The 21,241-nt window shown below is 71.8% G+C and carries 18 protein-coding genes; 7 read left to right on the plus strand and 11 right to left on the minus strand.

What is annotated here, in order from left to right; genetic code table 11:
• Nucleotides 1-184 precede the first annotated feature (184 nt).
• The 3 genes from AB0435_RS23770 to AB0435_RS23780 are packed head-to-tail and all read left to right on the plus strand — an operon-like array spanning nt 185 to nt 2,380.
• Nucleotides 185-838 carry a TetR family transcriptional regulator gene (locus AB0435_RS23770; RefSeq protein ID WP_366427910.1) on the plus strand — a complete coding sequence of 218 codons (654 nt, stop codon included), beginning with the start codon at nt 185-187 and terminating at the stop codon, nt 836-838.
• Entirely contained in the window at nt 835-1,530 is a 696-nt protein-coding gene (locus AB0435_RS23775) for a VC0807 family protein (RefSeq protein WP_366427911.1), read from the plus strand. The genes AB0435_RS23770 and AB0435_RS23775 overlap by 4 nt, the downstream gene beginning before the upstream one ends.
• Nucleotides 1,514-2,380 carry an alpha/beta hydrolase gene (locus AB0435_RS23780; protein ID WP_366427912.1) on the plus strand — a complete coding sequence of 289 codons (867 nt, stop codon included), beginning with the start codon at nt 1,514-1,516 and terminating at the stop codon, nt 2,378-2,380. The genes AB0435_RS23775 and AB0435_RS23780 overlap by 17 nt, the downstream gene beginning before the upstream one ends.
• Nucleotides 2,381-2,562: 182 nt before the next feature.
• Here the strand turns inward: AB0435_RS23780 and AB0435_RS23785 are convergent, their stop codons facing one another.
• Both AB0435_RS23785 and AB0435_RS23790 read right to left on the minus strand, forming a co-directional pair.
• Nucleotides 2,563-3,831: a glycosyltransferase family 4 protein gene (locus AB0435_RS23785; protein WP_366427913.1), complete on the minus strand. Its 1,269-nt coding sequence runs from the start codon at nt 3,829-3,831 to the stop codon at nt 2,563-2,565.
• Nucleotides 3,832-3,864: 33 nt separating this feature from the next.
• On the minus strand, nt 3,865-4,689 hold the full coding sequence (locus tag AB0435_RS23790) for a polysaccharide deacetylase family protein (protein WP_366427914.1): 825 nt from the start codon (nt 4,687-4,689) through the stop codon (nt 3,865-3,867).
• A 234-nt stretch (nt 4,690-4,923) separates the two neighbouring features.
• Here AB0435_RS23790 and AB0435_RS23795 point away from each other — a divergent pair, with 234 nt between their 5' ends.
• The 3 genes from AB0435_RS23795 to AB0435_RS23805 all read left to right on the plus strand — a co-directional run bounded on the left by AB0435_RS23795 (nt 4,924) and on the right by AB0435_RS23805 (nt 9,500).
• The gene (locus tag AB0435_RS23795; protein ID WP_366005332.1) at nt 4,924-5,616 is read left to right on the plus strand and encodes a response regulator transcription factor; all 693 of its coding nucleotides are present in this window, start codon (nt 4,924-4,926) and stop codon (nt 5,614-5,616) included.
• Nucleotides 5,613-7,181 carry a HAMP domain-containing sensor histidine kinase gene (locus AB0435_RS23800; RefSeq protein WP_366427915.1) on the plus strand — a complete coding sequence of 523 codons (1,569 nt, stop codon included), beginning with the start codon at nt 5,613-5,615 and terminating at the stop codon, nt 7,179-7,181. The genes AB0435_RS23795 and AB0435_RS23800 overlap by 4 nt, the downstream gene beginning before the upstream one ends.
• 348 nt (nt 7,182-7,529) lie before the next feature.
• On the plus strand, nt 7,530-9,500 hold the full coding sequence (locus tag AB0435_RS23805) for an ABC transporter ATP-binding protein (RefSeq protein WP_366005349.1): 1,971 nt from the start codon (nt 7,530-7,532) through the stop codon (nt 9,498-9,500).
• A 683-nt stretch (nt 9,501-10,183) separates the two neighbouring features.
• Here the strand turns inward: AB0435_RS23805 and AB0435_RS23810 are convergent.
• From AB0435_RS23810 to AB0435_RS23835, 6 genes are all read right to left on the minus strand, one after another.
• Entirely contained in the window at nt 10,184-11,113 is a 930-nt protein-coding gene (locus AB0435_RS23810; protein WP_366427916.1) for an NAD-dependent epimerase/dehydratase family protein, read from the minus strand.
• On the minus strand, nt 11,113-11,970 hold the full coding sequence (locus AB0435_RS23815; RefSeq protein WP_365843331.1) for an aldo/keto reductase: 858 nt from the start codon (nt 11,968-11,970) through the stop codon (nt 11,113-11,115). The genes AB0435_RS23810 and AB0435_RS23815 overlap by 1 nt, the downstream gene beginning before the upstream one ends.
• A 33-nt stretch (nt 11,971-12,003) precedes the next feature.
• Entirely contained in the window at nt 12,004-13,200 is a 1,197-nt protein-coding gene (locus AB0435_RS23820; protein ID WP_365843333.1) for a cytochrome P450, read from the minus strand.
• A 58-nt stretch (nt 13,201-13,258) separates the two neighbouring features.
• Nucleotides 13,259-14,206 (minus strand): class I SAM-dependent methyltransferase, encoded by a 948-nt coding sequence (locus AB0435_RS23825; RefSeq protein WP_366427917.1) that lies wholly within the window; start codon nt 14,204-14,206, stop codon nt 13,259-13,261.
• Nucleotides 14,207-14,358: 152 nt separating this feature from the next.
• The gene (locus AB0435_RS23830) at nt 14,359-15,540 is read right to left on the minus strand and encodes a YcaO-like family protein (protein WP_365843337.1); all 1,182 of its coding nucleotides are present in this window, start codon (nt 15,538-15,540) and stop codon (nt 14,359-14,361) included.
• Nucleotides 15,537-16,508 carry an HEXXH motif-containing putative peptide modification protein gene (locus AB0435_RS23835; RefSeq protein WP_365843339.1) on the minus strand — a complete coding sequence of 324 codons (972 nt, stop codon included), beginning with the start codon at nt 16,506-16,508 and terminating at the stop codon, nt 15,537-15,539. The genes AB0435_RS23830 and AB0435_RS23835 overlap by 4 nt, the downstream gene beginning before the upstream one ends.
• 515 nt (nt 16,509-17,023) lie before the next feature.
• On the opposite strand from AB0435_RS23835, the gene AB0435_RS23840 reads away from it, so the two are divergent.
• Entirely contained in the window at nt 17,024-18,187 is a 1,164-nt protein-coding gene (locus AB0435_RS23840; protein WP_365843341.1) for a glycosyltransferase family 4 protein, read from the plus strand.
• A 9-nt stretch (nt 18,188-18,196) separates the two neighbouring features.
• Here AB0435_RS23840 and AB0435_RS23845 read toward each other — a convergent pair whose 3' ends face one another.
• From AB0435_RS23845 to AB0435_RS23855, 3 genes are all read right to left on the minus strand, one after another.
• Entirely contained in the window at nt 18,197-18,802 is a 606-nt protein-coding gene (locus AB0435_RS23845) for a sulfotransferase family protein (protein ID WP_365843343.1), read from the minus strand.
• 71 nt (nt 18,803-18,873) lie between these two features.
• Entirely contained in the window at nt 18,874-19,719 is an 846-nt protein-coding gene (locus tag AB0435_RS23850; protein WP_366427918.1) for a sulfotransferase, read from the minus strand.
• Nucleotides 19,720-19,872: 153 nt separating this feature from the next.
• Nucleotides 19,873-21,171 (minus strand): peptide ligase PGM1-related protein, encoded by a 1,299-nt coding sequence (locus AB0435_RS23855; RefSeq protein WP_366005327.1) that lies wholly within the window; start codon nt 21,169-21,171, stop codon nt 19,873-19,875.
• Nucleotides 21,172-21,241 lie beyond the last annotated feature (70 nt).

Raw genomic sequence — 21,241 nt, forward strand, 5'->3', positions numbered from 1 at the left:
GGTGGCGGGTGAGTCCGGCTCGGCTGCCACCGGAATGTCCGCCCCGAGGCCGGCCCGGCAGCGACGGCCACGGCGGGTGGCGCCGGCGGGCGGACCGCTGCCCGTACGGCACAACACGGCCGCGCACTACGGGACTTCGCCTCTGTCAGGTTTGAGTGTTACTCGGCTGAGGAATTTATTACTCATGAAAGTAATAGACGGAACGAACGAGCCGGGCACCACTTCAGCCCGTGTCCCCGAGCGGTCGCTTGCCGCGAGCGCGCGGCGGGCGCAGATCGTGGAAGCCGCCATCGAGACGCTGGCCGAGAGCGGGTACGGGCAGGCGACATTCGTGCGGATCGGGCAGCGGGCGGGGATCTCCAGCACCCGGTTGATCTCCTACCACTTCGGCACCAAGGGGGAGTTGATGGACGCCGTCCTGGAAGAGGTCGGGCTGCGCGCTCACCGTACGATCTCGCAACGCGTCGCGGGCGAGACAACAGCGGCCGGGGCACTGAGGACCCGGATCGAGGCGCAGGTGGAGTGGGTCGCTCGCAACCCCTCCTCGGTGCGGGCGATGTACGAGATCTGCATGAACGCCAGGGACGCGGAGGGCTCGTTGCGCTACGGCCTGGAGACCTCGGCACGGGCGAACGTCGAAGCCCTGGAACCGATCTTGCGCGCGGGTCAGGAGAGCGGGGAGTTCCGCCAGTTCGACACCGGGCTGATGGCCCTCACCCTGAAGTCCGCGATCGACGCGGCGATCGTCCGCATGGCGCGACCGCCGCGCCTGACCCTGACGCAGTGTGTTCACGAACTGACCGTCCTGGCCGACCTCGCCACCCGGCGGGAACAGTGACCGCCGACGCCGGGCGCCCCGGGAACCGGCGTCTGCTGATCCAACTGCTGTGGGACATGGCCGCGCCCATCGCCCTGTTCTACGGGCTGCGCGCACTGGGCGCGAGTATGTTCGCAGCGCTGCTGGCCAGCTCGGTGCTGCCCCTGGTGACCACAGGGGTGTGCTGGATACGGGACCGCCGCCTGGAGGGGATGGCTGCCTTCGTGGCGGGCGTGATGCTGCTGGGGGCGGTGGGCTCGCTGATCAGCGGGGATGCGCGGTTCATGCTGGCCAGGGACGGCTGGGTGACGGCCGTGGCCGGCCTGTGTTTCCTGGCATCGGTGTGGGCGCGGCGGCCCCTGGCGTATCTGGGGGCTCGGCCGCTGCTGGAGGGGCGGTTCCGCTCCGACGGGACGCCGTGGGAGACGCTGTGGCACAACGAACCGGTCTTCCGGCGCATCTGGCGGGTCTCCACGGTCATTTGGGGCGCCGCCCTGCTCATCGACGCCGCGGCGCGGGTCGTGATGTCGTACACGCTGCCGGTCAATACCGTGCCCGGACTGGGCGGTCTGCTCTGGCCGGTCACCATGGTGCTGCTACAGCTGGTGAACGGCGTCTACTACCGGATGACGGGCCTTTGGCAGCTGACCGCGGGAAGCGGTCGACGCGAAGGCCGGAGGGAGGGAGAGTACGACGTTGCCGCACGCTCGTGACCATGGGGGCGACGGCCCGCCGCTCGTCCTGCTGCACGGTGCCGGGCGGTCGCTCGCCGACTGGGACGCCTCGGCCGCGCTGCTCACCGCGGGGCATCGTGTCCTGGCCGTCGACCTTCCCGGGCACGGCCGTTCCCCCACCGTCTCCCCGTGGACGGTCCCCGGCGTGGTGCGACACCTCGCGGACACGCTGCACGCGCATGGCGTGGCGGAGACTGTGGTGGTGGGTCATTCCCTCGGCGGGATGGTCGCGGTCGAGTACGCGCGGGTGCACGAGGGCGGTGTCAGGGCCGCCGTGAATCTGGACGGCTTCCGGTGGGGACGGCCCGGCGAGTACCCCGGTGCCGAGCGGGTGGGGGAGTCGCTCCGGCGTTCCGCCGGAGCCGTCGTGCCACCCGGGTACGTCGAGGGGCAGGTTGTCCACGCCGCGCGGTACGGGATTCCCTCCGACCGTGCACGGTCGGCAGCCCTCGCGGCCGTACGACCGCTGCCCGGCGGCCGGTGGCAGACGCTGCCGGAGCGGACGGCGGCGCTGGAGATGTACGACGAGCTCGACAGACTCGGCGCGCTCGGTGTCACGGCCTGGCTGGAAGGGGTGAGGTGCCCACTCCTGCTGGTACAGGCCGGTCGGCCACAACCACCGGGGCCCACGACGCAATGGTTCGCCGACCTCACCGCCCGGTTCGCCCAGGGGCTCTCTGCAGAACTGGCCGAGCTCTCCCACAACCGGCCGACGATCACGTTCGCCCGGATCGACGCCGGCCACCCCATGACTCTGGAAGCCCCGGAAGCGGTGGCGGCGCTCGTCGCCGGGTTCGTCCGGGGGCTGTCGGGTGGTGCAGAGTGGTGAGGGTGGCCAACGTGCCTGATACCCCAGGTACTTGTAAGGCAAGTAGGAGATCACCTCGCTTGCTCTGTATGCCCGAGGGAAGTAAGCGACCCTGGATATCCCATGGATCACGCGGCCTGGGCCGGGATGCGGCGGTCAGAGCATCGATGGTCGGTTTCGTACGGACCGGCAGCCCCCGCGCGTTACCTATTCCACGTGCGGCGTGCGGTGGATCGCAGGCTGTGCGCGGTGTCGATGGTGGCGGTGCGTGCCCGGTGGGCGGCTTCCTGCAGTGGGCTGAGTGAGCGCCGGCCGGGGCCGCGCTTGAGCAACTCCTGGTAGAGGTTGAGGTGTTGCCCGGTGATGTGGTCCGGGGCATAGCGGGTGGAGTTGTGCCGGGCTGCTTCTCCCATGCGCCGGCGCAGGGTGTCGTCGCGGATGAGGTCACACAGCGCGGCGGTGAGGCCTTGAGTATCGCCGGGGCGGACCAGGCGCCCGTCGACGCCGTCGGTGATGATCTCGCGTGGCCCGTGGGGGCAGTCGGTCGCGACGACGGGAAGGCCGCAGCGCATGGCTTCGGCGATGGTCATGCCGAAGGACTCCCGGTCGGAGGCGGAGACGGCGATGGACGCCTTGGCCATCTCGGTCTCCAGTGCGCCGGTGTGGTCGTTGAGGAAGACGTGGCTACTGAGGCCAAGGCTGTCGATGAGAGCGGTCAGGGTGTTCCTCTCGTTGCCGGTGGTGTCGCCTCTGCCGAAGATTTGCAGTTGCCAGTCCGGGTGGGAGGCGACGACACCGGCGAAGGCCTTGATGAGGAGGTCGTAGCGTTTGACCGGGATGAGCCGTCCGGCGGCTATGACGGTCTTGCTGGTGTGCTCGGCCGGTCTTGCGGCGGGGGCGGGGACGCTGTTCGCGATCGCCTGCAGCCGGACGCCGGGCAGGCCGAGCTGCTGGTAGGCGCGGGCGTCGGCTTCGGTCACGGTGGTGAGCGCGTCCAGCAGGGGGTAGCGGTGGCGTATCTCGTGGCGCATGCGCCATCCGTGGCCGGAGAGGGTGAGGTGTTCCTGGCCCACTCTGATGGCGGCGGAGTGGGCCTGCCGGGCGATGTGCACGTTCAGTCCCGGTCTGGTGCCGACGATCACGTCTGCTCCCGGTCGGGAGAGAGCGAGGCCGATGCGTTCGTCCGTGAGGCGGCTGTACTGCCGGTGACGGCCGTCCGCGCGGGGAAAGACACGGGCGGGCTGTGCGTGGCGGGGATCGTCGCCGTCGTAGTGCGCGGAGTTGCGGCGCAGGTCCACCAGAGGTGTCAGCCGCACCTGCGGTGGTGCGCCCATGGCCGGCGTCTGGCGGTAGCGGAGGACCGAGATGATCTCCACCTCGTGATGGGTGGCCAATGCGGCGGCGAGGTTGAACGTCGATCTGATCGTGCCGCCGACGGTGTAGGCGTTGTGGAGCAGGAAGGAAATACGCATGTGTCTGCATCTCCGGCTGGCTGGTGGGGCGGGTCACGGGTGGTAGACGGCGCCGGGATGAGGACTGGCCGGGGCCAGGAGTTGGGGGACGGTGACGAAGGTGTACCCGCGGGCGTGCAGTTCGTCGATGATTCTGGGGACGGCGGGGACGGTGCCGTCGTAGATGTCGTGGAGCAGGATGATGCCGTCGCGGGATGCCTGGTCGAGGATGCGGTCGCCGATCAGGCGGGTGTCGGCGGTGGCGTAGTCGCTCGCGGTGGCGCTCCACAGGACTTCGGACAGGCCCAGTGAGCGGGCGACCGATCCCACCGTCTTGTTCGTGCCGCCCTGCGGCGGCCGCATGAGGGTGGGGGCCTTGCCGGTGATCTTTTTGACCGCGTCCTGGGTGCGGTCGAGCTCGTCGCGTATCCGGTCGGGCGCGAGGTCGTCGAGGCGCTGGTGGGTCCAGGTGTGGTTGCCGATCTCGTGGCCCTCGGCTGCTTCCCGGCGTACGAGGCCGGGGTGGGCGAGGACGTGGTTTCTGCCCAGGAGGAAGAAGGTGGCGTGCACTTTCTTCGCTTTGAGGATGTCCAGGAGTTCGGCGGTGCGGGGCCCGGGGCCGGCGTCGAAGGTCAGCGCGATGCATTTCGCCTTCCGGCAGTCCACCGGCGCCTCGCTGGTGTTGCTCTCCACGGCGGGGGCGCTCCTGTCCGCTTGCGCGCGGGCCTGGGCCGGCGTGATGCGTTGCTGCCCGCATCCGGTCACCAGGGCTGCCCCGGTGATGAGGCAGAGTGCCGCGGCCACTGCTGGGCGCCGCAGGGCGCGGCCGCGGTGGCCTGGACGGATGGGGCGGATGGGGCGGAGGGGCGGGCTCGGCATGAGAGCAGCTTTCTGAACGATCAGGGTGCGCAGGAGAGCCGGCCCGGAACGGGCCCTCGAGCCTTGGCTGACGGTGAGCAGGTGGGCCACCGAGCCCGGGTCGGAGGTGAGCAGGCGGGCACCTATGTCCGGCGTGGTGGAGACCGAGCATGCATGAAACAGCCCAAAGATGACCTAAAGAACCTAAAGATCGCCTTTAGGGAAAATGGCATGCGATATGAAAGCGTTCACCGTATGGAAGGAATCCTGGTGGTCGAGGACGATCCGCAGCTCGGGCCCGCCCTGCAGCGCGGGCTGACAGCAGAGGGCTACCGCGTCGAACTCGTCCGCGACGGCACCACCGGACTGGAGCGGGCCCTGACCGGTGACCACGCGGTCATCGTGCTGGACATCATGCTCCCCGGCCTGAACGGCTACCGGATCTGCTCCGCCCTGCGCGCCGCGGGCCTCGGCACACCCGTGCTGATGCTGACCGCGAAGGACGGCGAATACGACGAGGCAGAGGGTCTGGACACCGGTGCCGATGACTACCTGGTCAAGCCGTTCTCATCGGTCGTCCTGCTCGCGCGGCTGCGAGCCCTGCTGCGCCGGGGCACCACCGCCCCGGCCGGCCGGTCCGTGCTGCGCGCCGGCGACCTGTGGGCCGACCTGGCCTCCCGCCGCGCGGGCCGGGGCGCCACCGAGTTCGCCCTGACGCCGAAAGAGTTCGCCATCCTCACCTGCCTGCTGCACACACCGGACCGCCCGGTGTCGAAGGAGGCGATCCTCGACGAAGTCTGGGACCCGGCCTACACCGGAGGCACCGCCATCGTGGAGGTCTACATTTCCGCGCTGCGCAAGAAAGTCGACGCCCCCTTCGGCGCCCACAGCATCGAAACCGTCCGCGGATACGGCTACCGTCTCACACCCCGCGAACAGCCGTCATGACCGCCCAACAGCGTCCCTCGCACCGCACACCGGCCCTGTTCCGCGCCCTGCCCGGACAGGTACGCATCGCGCTCGTGGCGGGAATCGCCGCCCTCGTGCTGTTCGGCAGCGGGGCGTGGTGGCTGTTCCAGCACGTCCGCGCGGACGCCTACCGGACGACAGAGAACCGGGCATTCGAGCTGTCCGTTCAACTCGCCGCCCAAGCGGCCTCCGGCAAGGAAATCCTCAGCGATCCCCTGCGCGGCTGGCCCCTCATCGAGGTCGACCGGGCCGGCCGCACCATTGCCACGGCCGGCGGCACCCAGGACCTCACCGACCTGACGGCGCTGCTCCCCCCGCCCCCCGCCCAGCCGCCCCGCCGGACAACCGGCAGCCCGCAGCGGGACACGGTCCACGTCGGCGCGGTCGACGAACGCGACCACGACCGCTTCCACCGTTCCGACGGAACGCTGAAGCCACCCCCCAGCAGTAACACCTCTGCCCAGCAGAAGGAGCTCATCGCCCACCGGCAGGCCCATACGCTCGCCCACCGCACCCTGACCGTCTTCGCCACCGCTGTGCACACCCCCGCGAACGTATGCGGTCTGCCCACCGAAGCCGACGGGTCGTGCCGCTCCACCCTCTACGTCTTCGTGCCCCCCGACGACGCCAAGCAGGCCACCGCTCCACTGCGCGCCCCGCTCATCACCGGTGTCCCCTTGGCCGCGCTGCTGGTCGCCGCCCTCGCCTGGACCGCCGCACGCCGCTCCCTGCGTCCGGTCGAGGCCATCCGGCAGGAAGTCGCCGAGATCACCGACACCAGCCTCGACCGCCGGGTCCCCGTCCCCGACGCCCGCGACCCCGTCCGCCGCCTGGCACTGACCACCAACACCACCCTGGACCGACTGGAGACCGCCGTAGAACGCCAACGCCGCTTCGTCGCGGACGCCTCGCATGAACTGCGCTCTCCCGTCGCCGCGTTGCGCTACGAACTCGAAACCGCTCTCGCCCACCCCGGCACCATCGACACGCACCGGACGCTCCACGACGCCCTCACCGCCACGCGGCGCATCCACACCCTCACCGAGGACCTGCTCCTGCTGGCCCGCCCCGACCACCCTGCCGCACATTCCCTGATCGACCTGGCCGGCCTCGCTGCGGAACTCGTCCACGAGTACCAGCACCACGGTCATCCCGTCTCCCTGCGCAGCAGCCCTGACCAGGCCCCCGTCCGCGGCGACGGCGCACAGCTCCACCGACTGCTGCGCAACCTCCTCGACAACGCCGTACGGCACGCACGCACCGCCGTCGTCCTGGACATCACCGGCGACGGCCGAACACACACCGTCAGCATCCACAATGACGGCACGCCACTGACCCCGGACGAGTGCGAGCGCGTCTTCGAACGGTTCACCCGTCTCGACGAGGCCCGCGCCCGCGACACGGGCGGCAGCGGCCTCGGGCTCGCCATCGCCCGCGATATCGCCGAGCGCCACCACGGCACCCTCACCGCCCACTCCGACCACCCCCACCCCGGCGCCACCTTCACCCTGACCCTCCCGAGCCCACGGGAGACGACTCCCTGAGCTGGGGCGTGTGCGGATCGAGTGTGACGGATCTTTGTGTAAGTCCTTGGGATTCACGTGGTGTTGAGCCGGTCCTCGAAGAGAGTGAGAACTGGTTGAGTGCTTTCTTCCGGTGTGGCGCGACGTGGTTGATGCCGCGCGCTTTGGAAGTGATCAGCTCGTGGACGGCCCAGCAGTTCGGCCGGCTGTCGTTCCAGGCACTGGCGGCGGACGCGGCGGGACCCGTGGTCGTCACCACCAGGCCCGGCCTCACCCGCCGGGGCCATCGGCGGTCAGACTCACCTGCTCCGGCCGGGTGAGGGGATTGACCTCAAGGTTGATTGAGGTTCTATCGTCGTTCCCATGAGTATGGAGACCACCGCCTGGCAGCAACTGCACAGCGTGATGACCGCACAGCAAGAGCGCCGTCCCTTCGCCCTTGCGACGCTGCGCCGCATCGCCGCGTTCGCTCGGCCGCATCGGCGTAGGATCGCACAGTTCGTGTTGCTCAGCGTGGGCAGCGCGCTGCTCGCCGTGGCGACGCCGGTGCTCGCCGGACGGGTCGTCGACGCCATAGTGCACGGCCGTGCGGAGGGCACGGTGATCCGGCTCAGCTTGCTGATCGCGCTGATCGCGTTCGCCGAGGCGGCCTTCACACTGCTTGGGCGCTGGTTGTCGGCGACCCTCGGCGAGGACCTGATCCTGGATCTGCGCACCGCCGTCTTCGACCACGTGCTGCGGATGCCGGTCGCCTTCTTCACCCGAACGCGTACGGGCGCGCTGGTCAGCCGTCTCAACAACGACGTGATCGGCGCCCAGCGGGCGTTCAGCAACACCCTGTCCGGCGTGGTGAGCAATATCGTCACGCTGCTGCTCACACTCGCTGTGATGCTCACCCTGTCCTGGCAGATCACGGTGCTCACGCTGCTACTGCTGCCGGTGTTCGTCGTACCGGCGCGGCGCAGGGGGCGGCGGATGGCCAGGCTCCAGTACGAGGCCGCCAACTTGAACGCCGCGATGGGCACCCGGATGACCGAGCGGTTCTCGGCGCCCGGCGCCACCCTGGTGAAGCTGTTCGGACGGCCTGGCGAGGAGTCCGCCGAGTTCTCGGAGCGGGCTCGCCGGGTGCGGGACATCGGGGTGCGCACGGCGATGGCCCAGTCCTCGTTCATCACCGCGCTCACCTTGGTGTCCGCGCTGGCCCTGGCGCTGGTGTACGGGCTCGGCGGCTGGTTCGCGCTGCACGGCACCCTGCAGGCGGGCGCCGTGGTCTCGCTGGCCCTGCTGCTCACCCGCCTGTACGCGCCGCTCACCTCGCTCGCCGGGGCGCGCGTGGAGGTGATGAGCGCCCTGGTCAGCTTCGAGCGGGTCTTCGAGGTACTGGACCTCAAGCCGCTGATCGAAGAGAAGCCGGGGGCCCGGAGGGTGCCGGACGGGCCGGTGGCGGTCGAGTTCGACGGCGTCCGGTTCGGCTACCCGTCCGCCGACAAGGTCTCCCTGGCCTCCCTCGAAGAGGTCGCCGCGCTCGACACCCGCGGCGGAGCCGAGGTCCTGCACGGCATCTCCTTCCGCGCCGAGCCCGGCCAGACCGTGGCGCTGGTCGGCTCCTCCGGCGCGGGCAAGTCCACCATCGCCCAGCTGCTGCCGCGGCTGTACGACGTCGACGAAGGCGCCGTGCGCGTCGGCGGCGTCGACGTCCGCGACCTCGGCGCGGCCTCGCTGCGCGGCACCCTGGGCATGGTCACCCAGGACGGCCACCTGTTCCACGAATCGGTCCGCGCCAACTTGCTCCTGGCCCGGCCGGACGCGACCGACGAGGAACTGTGGGAGGTACTGCGCCGCGCCCGCCTGGACGACCTGGTGCGCGAGCTGCCGGACGGCCTGGACACGGTGGTCGGCGAGCGCGGCTACCGGCTCTCCGGCGGCGAGCGGCAGCGTATGACCATCGCCCGGCTGCTGCTGGCCCGCCAGCGGGTCGTCATTCTCGACGAGGCCACTGCCCACCTCGACAACACATCTGAGGCCGCCGTCCAGGAGGCCCTGTCCGAGGCGCTGCGCGGCCGCACGGCCGTGGTGATCGCCCACCGCCTGTCCACGGTCCGTGCCGCCGACCAGATCCTCGTCGTCGAGGCCGGGCGGATCGTGGAGCGCGGCACGCACGAGGAACTGCTGGTCCTGGACGGCCGGTACTCGGAGCTGTACCGAACGCAGTTCGAGACCCAGTCCGAGACCCGGTCCGCGCGCGCCGCGGCCGGACCTTCGGCCGACGGCCCGGGCGGGGCCGCGGGCGCGGATGGCGAAGTACCGGCAGTCGCGCCGGCGGGGGAGGCAGTCGCCTGAGCGGTCGTCCAACGCGGGAGGCGGTGGCCCTGCCGACGTGCGTGCGGTCCTCTGAGCTCGGGGTAGTGGCAGGACGCGCGCGCCGCTCGCCCCGGAACCCTCTGGCTCTCACGCGGCCGGGGAGTTGGCCAGGGCCTCCGGGCGTCAAGGCGCCGCCCGACACGTGAAATTCCTGCGGTCACACTGCTGTTGGGCGAGTCCGTAATCTTCGGATCAGGCCTGTGGCGCTGTTCTTCTTCGCTGCGGTCTACAGGGCCGTCGCCGGACTGCTCGTGCCGTGTGCCCGGTACCGGCTGAGCGTCGAGCTGGGGGAGCCGGGGCAGTCGGGGGACCCTGCGGGCACCCGGCCTGGGAACGCCCGGGGAAAGCCGTCATGGCGAGTATCACCGGCTACTTGAGCTGGATCGCCGCTCAGCCCGACCGTGCGGACGTCCTCAGCAACACTGTTCGCCGGGCCGCCGCACGGCCTGGATGCTTTCCCTGCTCCATCACCGCTCCCGCATCTCTGGCATCCCCGGCCTGCGCCTGGTAGGCGTCGGCCGCCGCCATCTGCACCTGCACCACCCTGCCCACCGGAGCGCGCCTCGGCCTCATCGACTGCCTTCAGCAGCAGGCGACGTACTCCGGCTCGGGGCGTCGGTGGAGGAAGTCCGTCGCCCACGTCGGCGAGCGGGCGTAGGAGGTCACCGTCGGCAGTGCTCCTCGGCCATGGCCCGGATTCCGTCGTGCAGTGTGGTGCGGGGCCGGTAGCCGAGTTCCCGGGTGGCGACGCCGATGTCGGCGCTCGTGTGGCGCGCGTCCCCGGGGCTCGTCGGCCGGGGCAGGATCTTCACGGGGCCCACGATGTTCTCGACGGTGGAGATGGCCTGTTTCATGGATACCGGGGAGCCTCCGCCGAGGTTGGCGATCCCGGTGAACCCGGATCGGGCCGTCTCCCGCATGGCGGTGACGACGTCGAGGACGTACGTGAAGTCGCGGGTCTGCTCCCCGTCGCCGTACAGCGGGAACGGGGCGCCGTCCGAGGCGGCGTCGAGGAGACGCGCGAAGGCCATGTCCGGCCGCTGCCGGGGCCCGTAGACGGTGAACAGCCGCAGGGACACGGTCGGTACCCCGAACGTTCCCCGGTAGAGCTCGCACAGGTGCTCACCGGCCAGCTTGGTGACACCGTAGGGGGAGACGGGCCGGGGGAGGGCCGTCTCGGCCGTGGGGCAGGTGCGCGCGTCGCCGTAGACCGAGGAGCTGGAGGAGTAGACGAACTTGCCGACCGGGTACTGCCGTACGGCTTCCAGCAGGGCCTGGGTGGCGAGCACGTTACGGGCCGTGTACAGCGGAAACTCCGTTCCCCAGGACGGCCGCACCCCGGGCTGGCCCGCGAGGTGGTAGACCGCGTCCACGCCCGCGACCAGCGGAGCGAGGTCGGCCGTCAGCAGATCGGCGCGGTGGAAGGAGAACCCCGGGAAGCCGGCCAGCGAACGGAGGTTGCGTTCCTTGCGGGCCGGGTCGTAGAAGTCGGTGAAGGAGTCGAGACCGGTGACTGTGTCGCCGGACGCCAGCAGGTGCGCGCACAGATGGGAACCGATGAAACCGGCGGCCCCGGTGACCAGCGCCCGCATCACGGCCGCCGGCCCGAGGCGCTGGAGGGCGTGCCGTCGTCGGCGGGGACGGGGCAGACCGCCGCGATACGTGCGATGTCCTCGTCGCTGAGGGTGATCTCGGCCGCCGCGGCGTTCTCTTCGGCCCGGGAGGGCGTGGCGGTCTTCGGGATGGCGAAGGAGTGCGGCTCGCGCACGAGGAAGGCGAGGGCGATCTGGTGCCGGGTGGCGCCGTGGGTACGGGCGACCGAGTCGAGGACGGCGGCGGCGCGCGGGGAGGGCGGGAAGGAGCCCAGGCCGAACGGGCTGTAGCCGACGACGGCGATGCCGCGGGCCAGGCAGGCCGGGGCGACCCGGAGTTCGGCGGAGCGGTCGCCGAGGTGGTGGAGGACCTGATCGCAGACGATCTCGTCCGGTCCTGTGCGGGCGAACAGCTCGGCGAGGTGCCGGTCGTGGAAGTTGCTGACGCCGTAGTGGAGGATCTTCCCCGCCCGGTGGAGTGCGCGCAGTCCGGCCAGGGTCTCCTCCAGGGGATGGCCGCCGGGCCAGTGCAACAGGTAGAGGTCCAGGTGGTCGGTGCCGACGCGGCGCAGACTGCGGTCGCACGCGGCCACGGTGCCGTGTGCGCTGGCGTTGGCGGCCCGTACCTTGGAGGCGAGGAAGACCTCGTGCCGTCGGTGCCGCACGGCTTCGCCGACGAGCTGCTCGACGGCACCGCCTCCGTACGACTCGGCGGTGTCGATGTGCGTCATCCCGGCGTCGATCCCGGTGTTGAGGGCCCGGACGGCGGTGCGGCGGTCGGCGCGTTCCAGCTGCCATGTGCCTTGCCCGATCACGGACACGGCGGTGCCGTACGGGCCGATGGGACGGGTGCGCATGGGGGTGTCACCTCCGCTTCCGGGGTGCGCGGCTCACCAGGTGACGGGCAGGGTGCGGGGTGCCCGGGTCTTCAGGCCCGTCTTCCAGAGCGGCGGCGCCGCGGCGCGGAGGGCGGGGAGGCGGCGGACGAGCCCGGCCAGGGCCTCCTGCAACTGGACGCGGGCGAGGTGGGCCCCGACGCAGTGGTGGACCCCGTGCCCGAAGGCCAGATGCGGGTTGTGGACGCGGCCGAAGTCCAGCCGTTCCGGGTCGTCGAACTCGGCTTCGTCGTGGTTCGCCGAGGAGTTGACGGCCATCACCGCGTCCCCGGCGCGCAGGGTGACACCGCCGAGTTCGACGTCCTCGGTGACGACGCGCAGGTTCGCCTGCACATTCGTCTGGGCGTAGCGCAGGAGCTCCTCGACGGCCCGGGGGATCCTGTCCGGGGCGTGTGTCAGGTACTGGTAGCGCGCCGGTTCCTCGAGCAGAAGGTGGAGCATGCCGGCGAGGCGTTCGGCCGTGGTGCCGTAGCCGCCCGCGAACAGCACCAGGCTGAAGGAGACCAGTTCGCCGTGGGTGAGCCGGTCTCCGGTGTCGTGGGCGGAGATGAGGGTGCTCAGGAGGTCGTCGGCGGGGTGGCTCCGTTTGGCGTCGATGAGCCCGGTGAGGTAGCCGGTCATCTCGTCGAACGCCGTGGTGACGGCGGAATCGGTGACGGCGGTGAGGTTTCGCAGCGCGTCGCACCACGCCTCGAGACGCTCGCCGTCCTGCCGCGGCGCGCCGAGCAGGTCGCAGAGGACCGCCAGCGGGAGCGGACGGGTGAACAGGGGGACGAGGTCGGCGGGACGGTCGTGCTCGGCGACCTCGTCGAGGAGGCCGTCGACCAACCGGGCCACGTCCTGGCGCAGGCTCTCGACGCGGCGGACGGTGAAGGCCGGGGCGACGAGCCTGCGTAGCCGGGTGTGTTCCGGGGGGTCGGCGGCCAGAACCGAGTCGGGCAGGGTCGTCACCCGGGCGAAGCGCGGTCCCGTGCCCCGGGTGGCGCGTGAGCGGCTGAAGCGCGGGTCCGCCAGCACGGTGCGCACGTCGTCGTAGCGGGTCACCAGCCAGGCGGGGTCTCCGCTCGGGAGGCGGATCCTGGCGCAGGGGCGGGTCCGGCGCAGCTCGGCGAATTCCGGGAGGGGACCGAGCCCGTCGCGGTGTGGCAAGGGGAAGGCGGTGTCGGCGGTACGGGGGTCCGCGTCCGGCATGAACACTCCTGGGCTGCCTCGGGCTGGGGGAGGGTCATCCGCGCCAGCGCACCTGCGTTCAGCGCTGTGCGTAGACGGAGAGGTGGTACGTACTGGTCTTGGCGAACGGCCTGCCCTCCCACGAGCCTTGACGCCGTACGAGCCGGAGTCCGGCGCGTTCCGCCAGGAGGTCGAGTTCACCGGGCGACACGTAGTGGAAGCGGACCCGGAAGTGATGGGTCCGCTCCGCCTCGTGGACGAGGTAGTGGGAGTGGTAGGTCTGGGTGGACGGGTCGATCAGGCGATGACAGAGGATGAGGTGGTCGTCGGTCGCCGAGACGGTCTCGGGCACGCCGGACGCCGCGGCGACGGCGAGTGCCTCGGGCACGTGCGCGTCGACGGCGAACACTCCGCCGGGCGCCAGGTGGGCCGCGACCGCGGCGAGGCAGTGCTCTTTTGCCTCCCTGTCCGGGAGTTCGAGGAAGGTGCCACCGGCGGCGTACACCAGGGAGAACCGTCCCGGGGCCGGCACGTCGGCGAAGTTCCCTCGCGTGACGGCGATCCGGTCGCCGCCCGGTTTCGCGCGCAGTTGCCGGATCATCGCGTCGGATCGTTCGATCCCGTGGACGTCGAGGCCGCGCCCGGCCAGGGGCAGGGCGACTCTGCCGGTGCCGATGCCGAGTTCGAGCACCGGCCCCGTACCGGCGAGACGCGCGAGGGTGTCCACGGTCGCGCCGGTGATACCGGGTTTGCCGAACCAGCGGTCGTAGTCGGCGGCGCTGCGGTCGGCGTACCCGGGGTGGCCGGTGTGCTCGGGCCGGTTGGTGTGTCCGGGGTGGTCGGCGTCCCCGGCTCGGTCGGCGTGCCCCGGACGGTCGGCGTCCCCGGGCCCGTCGGGCCCGTGCTCCGGGCTTTCCTCCGCCGCATTCAGGCTTTCCTCGCCGGTGCGCCGGGCGCCGGGAAGCGCCGCTGCCGTGGTTGCCGTTGCCGTCGCCGTCTCGGAGGTGAGGTCCTGGTGTGTGGACAAGATGGTGTTCTCCTCGGCCCGGGCCGGTGCGGCGTCCGGGCGGGAGCCCGGGCGGCCTGCCGGCGAGTCGGTCGCTGAGCGGGCGGCGGCGTCGGCCGGAAGGGTGTCAGCCGAAACGGCGTGTCAGCAACGGCGTGTCAGCCGGAGCGGAGTCAGCCGAAGGGGTGCGGGCCGCGCGGGGACGGCGGGCCGCGTTCGTCGTCCGGGCCCGTCGGCAGCGGGTGGGCCCCGGGGGCCACCACTCGCGTCACACTCACGCCCAGGCTGCGAGCCGGACCGCAGGTCGTGTCCACGAGGACGAGCTCCCGGCCGCTGTGGGCGGACAGTGCGTCAAGTCCGCTGCGGACCGGCTCGCCCGGCGGCGCGGCGGTCCGGCGGTCGTGCCCCGGCGGACCGGTCGCGGTCCACAGGGCCAGGCTGTCCTGCACGTGATAGGCCCACAGCGCGTGGCGGACGGCCGAGTCCGGCGCGTCGCGCCCCTGCCAGCGGGCCCAGGCATCGCGGCTCACTGGCGAGTGGATGCTCCACCGCACCATGAGGGCTTCGTACGCGGCCTTTTCCACCAAGGGGGCGAGGTCCCCGTCGTCAGGTCCGCACCGGGCCCCGAACGTCTGCCCACTACGGTCGGGCGCGTGCAGGCAGACGGCCACGCACCGGGTGCCCGCCGGGGCGGGAACGTCGAGAACGCTGACTTGTGCGCCGAGTCCGTCCAGAAGTGCCGCGAGGGGCGCAGGCAGGACGGGCGTCGGCAGCAGGACGGGAGCCGATGACAGTCCGTACCAGCTTCTGCGGACGAGGTCGCGTTCGAGGACCTCCCAGGCGGCGTGGTCCGCCGCGGACTCCGGACCGGGGTGCGAGGCGACGCCGGTCGACCCGGCGCCGGGCCCGGGGTCGCAGCCGGCCGGGGCCCGGTGGTGGAGGTAGACGGCGCCGGCCGGTACGTGGATCCCGGCGCCACCGGGCACCACCCGGCCCGTGACCCACAGCCGTCGGGCGTCGCGGGACGCGGCCGGGTCCCCGCGGGCCAGCGTGGCGGGGTCGAGGGCCGGTACACCCCGGCGGCGGAGGTCGCGGTGGCTCGCCACCACGGCGGCGCCGGCCTCGGCGGCGCGGCCCGCCAGGATGTTGCCGACACGTTCGAGGAGCTCGCCGCGTGCGCTCGCGACGACGTGGTCCTTGCGGTGCCCGGCCGCACTGCCGATGACGACGGGCCGCCCGCCCGCCGCGCACACCGGGTCGAACTGTGGCGACCGGGCGGCGACGCGCGCGAAGACGACATCGGGCCATGCCGGGTAGGGGCTGAAGACCTGCGGCTTCCAGGAGGGCGCGGTCATCGGGTGGCCACCCGGGCCACGGCGGCGGCCTCCTCCAGGACGGCCACCCCGTGGCCCGTGAGCGCCTCGCGATGGTCCGCCAGGGTGCGTACGCCTTCGGTGACGGAGCGCGTGAGCTGTGTGTGGCGTGAGCGTACTGCTGCGGTGTCGGGGGCTCGCGCGTCCATGTCGAGCAGCCGGCGGTACAGCAGGACGCTCCGGGACAGGACGACGACCTGCTGGAACAGCCCGGTCAGCGGCCGGGGGTCGATGCGGAGCGGGGTGGCGACCAGCGGCGCGTCGCCCCGCGCGGGTCTCAGGAAGGGTTCCGCCGCCACGGACGCCGCGTTGCACCGGGTGTGCGTGCCCTCGTGGACGAGAGCCTCCGCCAGGCGCACCGGCCCCGGCAGGGCGTCGGGGCCCGGGCTCAGGCGGTCACGTCGGACGAACACGGCGCCGTGCACGGTGAAATCGGTGAACCCGTCGATCGTCGGGCCGTCCAACAGGGCGATCTGGGCCAGGCTTTCGCCCAGCTCCGCGTGCGCCTCGGGCCAGACGGCCGCGAGCAGCCCGACCGTCTCGCGGAGTGTCCCGCTGTCGCGCTCGCGCCAGGCGACCACGGTGGATTCCGGTGGCGTCCCGGCGGCACCCTTCTGCCGGGGAAGCGAGTTGCGGGCGCGGGCGACGCTCCGCTCCAGGTGCGGGCCGGGCGCGGCGCGGTCGACCGGCCAGGTGGGCGTGGACGGAGGTGCGGCGGCGATGCAGGCGCGGGCCTGGTCGAGCATCCTGCCGAGCCGCGCGAGCCGTTCCCGGTCGGGCGCGTCCGCGCGCAGCACGCCCTGGGCGAGGTGCGCGATCTCGACTGCGGCAGGGTGCCGCGCCTCCGCCGAAGTCACCGTCAGTCCCGCCCGGGCCAAGGCCGACCGGGTCATGCGGGCCAGCGTCGTGCGTTCCTCGGCGCTCCGGCGTGCGTCGGGTGCGATACGCACAGGCGTGTACCTCCGGTACCCGGCGGAGGGCAGCGGACGGGAAAGGTCCGGTCCGCCGCCCTGAACGAGGGTGGACTGGTGTCAGCTGGGGACGTCGATCATCAACGCCAGCTCGGGCAGTTCCTCCTCCGGGACCTGCTCTATGTCGTTCACCGCGATCTCCTTTCGAATCCCGGTTCCACCGTGGTCGGGGACCTCTGAATCCTCACCGTAAGAAGGTGGTCAATCGCGCACAAGGAGTAATCACGTCATCGGGCCGGTTGCCCGGTCCCCTAAACCGGGTTCCCGGCCGGAATCGTCAACCTCCGCCCGGGCAGGGCCCCTTGACGTCCCGTCGCCCGATGCGGTCGAGTGACCGGACGCCACGGCGGGACCCGCGCGGCCCTCGCCCCGTGCCCGGCCCAGGATGAGGAGAGTGCGGTGGAACCACCTGCCAGCACGTCGCGACGACCACCCGCCACCGCCGACGGCCCCCGGCCCCGGTCCGCCCTCGCACCGTCCCGGCGGTAGACGGCATGCGTATCGCGTACCTGAACAGCGGGAGCATCCCTTCGGTCTTCGCCAACGGCGTCCACATCATGCGCATGTGCGACGCCTTCAGCGGCGCCGGGCACGACGTCACCCTCTACGCCGCCCCAGGCTCCCACCCCGCCGACGATCCGTACGCCTACTACGGAGTGCGCCACCGGTTCCGCCTGCGCACCGTCCCCTGTCCGGACTACACCCCGGCGGGCTACTGGAAGCGCGCCGAAGCCGTGCGGGACGTGCTGCTCCGCGACGGCGTCCCCGACCTCGTCTACGGGCGTGACCCGTACGGCCTCTCCACGGTCTCGGACCTGGCCCCGTTCGTCTACGAGGTCCACCAGCTGCGCAGGGACCTGGCGCCGGCCGGGATGGAACGCGACCTGCTCGCGCGGCCGAGGCTCGCGCGCGTCGTCGTCATCACGCACGCCCTGGCGCGGGATCTCCAGGCGGCGTACGACGGGCTGGGCACCCTGCCGATCCTCGTGGCACCCGACTGCGCCGACCCGGTCGAGCCCGTCCCGGCCGGAGCCCGTCCCGAACTGCCCGGACGCCAGGACGTGCCGCGGGTCGGCTACGTCGGGCACCTCTACGACGGGCGCGGCATCGACCTCGTCATCGAGCTCGCCGGCCGGCTCCCCGGCTACGAGTTCCACCTGGTCGGCGGCACTCCCGAGTACCGGGCCCGCTGGGAGGAAGTCTGCGGCCTGCCCAACGTGCACTTCCACGGGCACCGGCCACCGGCGGAACTCTCCGCCTACTACCCCCACTTCGACGTGGTGCTCGCCCCGCATCAGCGGAAGGTCTACACCTGGGGCAGACTCGACGAGATCGGGCGCTGGACCTCGCCCATGAAACTGTTCGAGTACATGGCCCACGGCCGGCCCATCATCGCCTCGGACCTGCCCGTCCTCCGCGAAGTCCTGCGGGACCGGGTCAACTGCCTGCTGTGCCCGCCCGAGGATGCCGACGCCTGGGTGCGCGCGCTGACCGGGCTGATCGCCGACGAGACACTGCGTCGGACGCTCGGCGACGAGGCCCGCCGGCAGTTCCTGGACCGCTACACCTGGCGTCGCCGCGCCGACGACGTCCTGGCCGGCCTGCGCATCGAGGGGGCCACGGCGCCCTTGCCCCGGAGTGACAGCGGTCCGGCGTGACCGCGACGCTCACCGCCGGCGGTCCTCGCCGCGGTTCCCGTGGGGGAACGGTTCGCCCGGGACCGCCAGCCCGAGGAAGGGCGCCAGCCGCTCGTAGCCATGCCCGCCGGCGACGTCGAGAACGAGCAGGTCGTCGTCCCGTCCCGCGAAGTGGCGCAGCACTTCGGCGGTGTGCCGCCGAGTGACCTGAAGGAACCGTTCCCGGTGGAAGGCATGGCAGCCGTACACCGCGGCCCGCAGGAAGTACTGGAGCTCCTGGTAGCGCTCACCGCGGGCCGCCTTGTTCGCCACCGGCCGCTCCCAGTGCCGGCGGCAGGAGCACAGCCAGCTCTCCTCCTCGCGGACCGTGAGGACGAATTTCGCTCCCGGCCACAGGACGTCCAGGTCCTGGTAGTAGGGCACGACGGTGATGTCGGTGATGCCGTCGTACCGGTCGAGCAGCGGGAAGCGCGCGGTGCCGGCCAGCAGCGTCGCATGGGTCGCGAGATCGGCCGGATAGTGGGCGGTGTCGTAGCCCAGGGTGTACAGGGCGGCGGTGAGGGAGAGGGTTCCGGTGCGTGACAGGCCGATGCCGAAGACCTTCGGCTTCATGGCAGGTGGCGGGCGGAGGCTCATGGCCGCTACCGTGCCGGAACGCCGGCCGTTGTCAACGGCGCCTGGACGGCGGCCCGTCGCCGCCTCCGCGGTCACCGTGCGTAGCGTACGTTCGTCTCGCCGCCCACCTCCTCGAACTCCGCCAGGGCCGCGGCGGACATCTCCCGCTTCCAGCGCAGGTCCAGCACGACGTCCGCCGGGTGGTCCGCGTAGTACGCCGCGCTCGACAGGTCGGGTCCCGGCCTGTCCGGGTTCCCGGGCGGTGGGGCGGCGCGTGCCAGGAGGGACCAGGTCCCGGCGTTTCCCGAGAGCGGGTGGTGTTCGCCGTGCCAGGGCGCGGACATCTCCGGCCGGAAGTCCAGGCCCAGGGCGGCGCATACGCGGCGCAGGACCGGTTCGGGCCTCGTGGCCAGGTCCTCGTAGTGGACCCGGCACACCGGGCCGTGCCAGCGTGCGGCCAGGGCCTCGGCGTCGCGCATGCGGGCCGCCCAGTCGGCGGTGTGGTCGCGGACGGAGCGGTCCGGGTACTTCCGGCGCCAGGAGTTGACGACGGCACGCCCGTCCCGGGCGAGCACGATCAGCACGGCCGGGACGACACCGCCCAGCCCGGCGGCCTGGTGCCAGGACCAGTCGGCGTCCTTCGACGAGTCCACGACGACGGGGCGCCCCGAGCGACGGGCCAGCACGTCGTACAGACCCCGGTCACCGGGGCCCGGCGGGCGCACCCCGCCCCACACGGGACAGCCGGGACCGCACCGCCGACAGTATGCCTTCCACTCCGGCACCCCCGGCACTCCCGCCAGCAGACTCTTCTGCGCCTCACCGGCGAAGAACACCGACGGATGCGTGCCCAGCATCAGGCCGAGCAGCGTGCTACCGGAATGTCCCGAGCCCACGATGAACGCCACAGCGCTGTTGACCCGTTGAGAAGCCGCCACCGGAGATCCCCACTCCCTGGGCCGAAGCCCGCTGCCACGGGAATTATGACGGAGTGTGGGTCCGCACCGGCCCGCGCCGTGCGGGAGGATGGGACCTGCCTGTTGCCGCTGTGAGCCGCAGCGGACCGGCACCACCCCGGACCCGATGACGGCTCACGCGAAGAGGCTCAGTACCTGCTCCCGTTGTTTCCTGGCCCCGGCGAGGTCCTCCGCGACGACACAGAAGCAGACGTCCCGGTAGGCGGTGTCGAACGCGGTGTTGATGACCACCCCGGTGCGGGTTCCGGGGCGGTAGGCGAGGCCGGCCTCGGTGAGCGCGGCGACGGCCCGGTCGAACGAGGGGACCGGCCAGGCGACGTGCTCCAGCAGCACGCGGTGGAGCGGGTAGTGGCCGGGGCCGACGATCCTGCCGCCGATCTCCGCGTAGACATGGGTGGAACCGGTGGTACGGCCGTTGAACTCGGTGAAGAACAGCCGGCCGTCCGCCGTGACGATGGCATCGGTGCTGACCGTCCCCCGGTAGCCCATGGCGTGCAGCGCCCTGCACAGTTCGCGGCCCCCTGAGAGGAGTTCGGCGGTCAGCTCCGGGGGAACGGTCTGCACCGGCATGATCTGGGCGCTGGGCCCCGGCTCGTACAGCAGCTCCCCCTGCCCGGCCGCGGCGATCCCCTCGTCCGTGAGCGTGAACTCGGCGAAGACCGTCGCCGAGTCGGGGAAGTAGCGCTCCACGACGAGCCGGTGACGCCCGTCGCTGGTCATGCGGCCCCAGTGGTCTCGCAGGTACGCGGCCACGGCGGGCCGGTCGTCAAGGACGGTCAGCCGCGGCGCTCCACGGGGGGCGATGCCGCCGTACGGGCTGAGGATCTCGTTGCCCTTGGTGGCTTGGCGGTACTCGTGCTTGACGATGACGGGGTGCCCTCCCTCCAGCAGGGCGTGCACGGCTCCCGTCGCGCTCTCCACGGCGGCGCACACCGTGCCGTCGGGGACGGGGGTGCCGGTACCGGCCGCGAGAGCACGGAAGACGGCCTTGCTGTTGGCCAGCGACCCTCCGCCCTGGGCGATGAACCCGTGCCCGGCCACCGCCTCCAACAGACCGAGGCCGCGGGCCAGGTCCACCGCGGCCGCGTCGGGGTGCAGCGGGATCACCGCGTCGACCGTGCGGCCCGTCAGCGCCGCGCGTACCCGATCGCGGAAGGCCGGATCGGTGAGCGTCGCCGGGGTCAGGGCGGCGCCGGGCGGTGTGATGACGGCGAGGGTGGAGCGGTCGGTGCCGGTGAGGGCCGTGACGTAGTGGACGAAGGAGTCGTCCGGAGCCTCGGGCAGGATGAGGACGTCGTGGTCCCGCGCGAAGAACAGCGCGCGTTTGGCGTGCCAGCGGGCGGTGGCCAGCCGCGGTTCGCCGGATTCCTCGAGCTCTTCGGTGAAGTCGTTCGCAATGAGCAATCGGGACACGGAGGTTCCCTTTCACAAAGCTGGTGGGGGTGAGGGAGGCGCAGGGCGACCCGGTCGGCGGGGGGCGTGT

Source organism: Streptomyces sp. NPDC051173 (genome assembly GCF_040689515.1).
In the GTDB taxonomy this organism is placed as follows: domain Bacteria; phylum Actinomycetota; class Actinomycetes; order Streptomycetales; family Streptomycetaceae; genus Streptomyces.